The sequence below is a fragment of the Erwinia sp. OLFS4 genome, from assembly GCF_002752165.1.
Lineage (GTDB): Bacteria > Pseudomonadota > Gammaproteobacteria > Enterobacterales > Enterobacteriaceae > Izhakiella.
In genome coordinates, this window is the sequence record NZ_MOMB01000042.1 from 1 (window position 1) to 2,848 (window position 2,848).

Consider the following 2,848-nt stretch of genomic DNA (forward strand, 5'->3'; position numbering starts at 1 on the left):
GGAGAGCATGAAAAATCCTGGGGCAGTGTGAGCTATGCCGCCGCTGATACCTTTCCGTCACTTTGAAAACCTGGATACCAGCAGACAAATTTATCCTGAAGTTCGTTATTCAAAACAGCGGTCCGGGTCTGTAACAAATAATGAGCCCCTTTTCTGCTCCACTGCATCTGCTGCTTTTTGGCCATCCGTCTGGCGATCACTTCATTGATCGTGGATTCCACAAACGCGGTTGATACCGGTTCCCCGTACCGGCGCATTTCGCCGTAATTTGGGATCATCATCTTATTATTCCGGATGTAGGTATACATTTCATCCAGATGTTTTTGCAGGGATTTCAGGCCAGAATAGCTGAGTTCAGAGTCATCGCAATACATGACGCAATCATCAATATGTTCCAGCGCGGCCACAACATTGCCATGCCATAGATATCGTTTACTGCTCTCCAGCAGAGCCAGAACTTTACCTCCTGTTTCTGGATCTGATGCCAGCAGTCCCCTGGCATATTGCATGAGCACCGTCAGCCTCATGGTGATATGAAACCAGTCCAGCACATGAGTTGACTCAGGGTACATACCGAACTGGAGGTCCCTGAGATTATCCGCACCGTCGGACAGAAAAAATATCTGTTGGTTGGCCTGCATTCCCTGCGCTGAAAGGTGGGCCATGAGCCTGCGGTCCGGATGACAGTCATCCTTCTGGACAAAACCGAAGCGGCGGGTTTCTGCTGGCGTTCCAATGGAAAAAGACTTACCGGCAATAATTTCAAAATTACGCTTTTTGTCCTCCTGATCGCGGACATAACCACCATCTATACCCACCACAAGCGGTTTTCCTGGCCGGGGCAGGTTCCCCCAGTCGCGGGGACAACCGGAAAGAACACCTGAATGAGCTTCAGCCTCAGCGTCAAGACGCAGCGCGACCTGGCATAAATGATTCCTCACCGTTGAGGCATTTAGGCTGTGGCCCACCGGCAGAATATCTTTAAGCAGACGGGTCGTCATTTCATACGAGATCATCGAGGCCCAGCGGGTTTCTATATATTTCAGTGCCGGGTGAGAATAATCGCCAGCCCAGCCACTGAGCAAACTGACGGTCTTTGTATCACTCTCTTCACAACGGCACCGGTACACCCGAAGCCCGGATACCGGAATAACGCCAAACAGCGTTCGGTACTTTATGTTCTGTTTGCCTTTGATTCTGCGTGCAGCAAGGCAGTGAGGGCACCGGATATGATGTTGAGTATATTCGTCTGCCTGCAGCTGGACCACCGACTGCTGGACCGTATTCAGCAACAGCTTAGATTCTGGTACCGATAATCCGATGTCGCTCCGGGCCTCCCCTGATTTCTGGAGTGTCATCAGCTCCTCCGTTCGACTGGAGCCTGATTCATCGGTGATGACTATCTGGAGCGTCAGTTGCATCATTGCCTCCTGCGGTGGTGGATGACTATCTCCCGACTACTGGTTGTTCATCTGGTGACGAAGCTTATAGTATGTGGAAACGCCAAGGCCCGCATGGTCGCAGGCGATCCTGAGCCTGACCCCTCTGCTTCTGAGTGCGTCAATCTCCTGGATCTTTTTGATATCGGCGCTGGGGCGCCCTGTTTTTTCACTCCGTGCTTTTTTCGCGGCGATGCCGTCGGCCTGCCTTTCCTTCAGTAAGGCTCGTTCAAACTGGCTGAATGCCGACATCATGTGCAACTGCAGCTCCTGCATCGGATTGTTTGTGCCGGCGCTGAACGTCAGCTGCTCCTGCAGAAAAATAAGGGTAACGCCCTGGTCACGAAGCCGGGTTGTGACCGCGCACATATCCGACATATTCCGGCAAAGGGGATCGATGGAATGAACCAGAAGCGTATCACCCGGCCGTAATTGTCCTAGGAGTTCCTGTAACCCCGGGCGGTTTGTGTCTTTCGCACTGGCATGCTCAATGCAAATTTTATCTGGCTGAAAACCCGTCTTTGACAATGCCTCTTCCTGACGGGCTGTATTCTGATCGGCTGAGCTCACCCTGATGTAGGCATATTGCACGTAAAACCTTCGGAAGGTCTTTAAACATCATAGAGATTTAAAGAATAATCCATAAACACCGACTTAGGGAGGTTTATAGACGTTTTTCCGGGGGTCTGCGAGGCATGTTGAAAACGCATACCTTTATAGATACCTGTCAGCGGTGGCGGCCCAGCCAAATCACTTCAGGCTCCAGCGCCGGAGACGCAAGGTCGAGCCTGCTCAATTGTCGGTTAATTTTGTTGCGGTTGAACCGGACAGCATCCAGGTCGTCAATAAAGGGCCGGATTTCTCCGACCGTTGTTGCATCATCCGCATTAACGATGGCTTCCAGAAACGCCAGAGTCTTATCAGCTTCATCTGCAGCGGTTGCTCCGGGCATACCATTACCGCTTATACAAAATGGCGTTTTCAGCGTTGAGTTTTCATGAATGGCCTCAACACGAATGTCATGAAACCAGTGCTCAAAGAAGTTGTATTCGTAGGTAAAGCGATCGCCGGTGTCAAAAGCGAAATCATCAATCACGATCCGGAACGGGTTACCCGGAAAACCAATGCCACCGTCGTAAGAGATACCGTAATCTTTGCCATAAATGTGAAATTGATGGAGATGGTCATCACCCCAACCCTGCACAATCTGGAAAATGAAGTGAAGTGCGGCCAGTGACGTATCGGCAGCGATTCTTAGCCGACGCCAGACCATGGGACTGACTCCACGAACTGCTATTTTGATGACGTAGATCTTCATAGCCAGCAGGTATTGTTATGAAATGGTGGCGGTTATTCTAGTCCCAGCAAATGAGCTATTCGATGACTGCCCCAGGGTTTTTCATGCTCTC

General features: G+C 50.8%; 3 protein-coding genes. All 3 read right to left on the reverse strand.

The annotated features are described in order from the left end of the window. Positions 1-32: 32 nt before the first annotated feature. Positions 33-1,421, reverse strand: coding sequence for an ISKra4 family transposase (locus BL249_RS06730; protein ID WP_099707659.1), 1,389 nt, complete (start codon positions 1,419-1,421; stop codon positions 33-35). Between the two features lie 36 nt (positions 1,422-1,457). Next, positions 1,458-1,967 carry a recombinase family protein gene (locus BL249_RS06735; protein ID WP_241898852.1) on the reverse strand — a complete coding sequence of 170 codons (510 nt, stop codon included), beginning with the start codon at positions 1,965-1,967 and terminating at the stop codon, positions 1,458-1,460. 199 nt (positions 1,968-2,166) lie between these two features. Further along, the gene (locus BL249_RS06740; RefSeq protein ID WP_099707661.1) at positions 2,167-2,757 is read right to left on the reverse strand and encodes a plasmid pRiA4b ORF-3 family protein; all 591 of its coding nucleotides are present in this window, start codon (positions 2,755-2,757) and stop codon (positions 2,167-2,169) included. Positions 2,758-2,848: the final 91 nt, after the last annotated feature.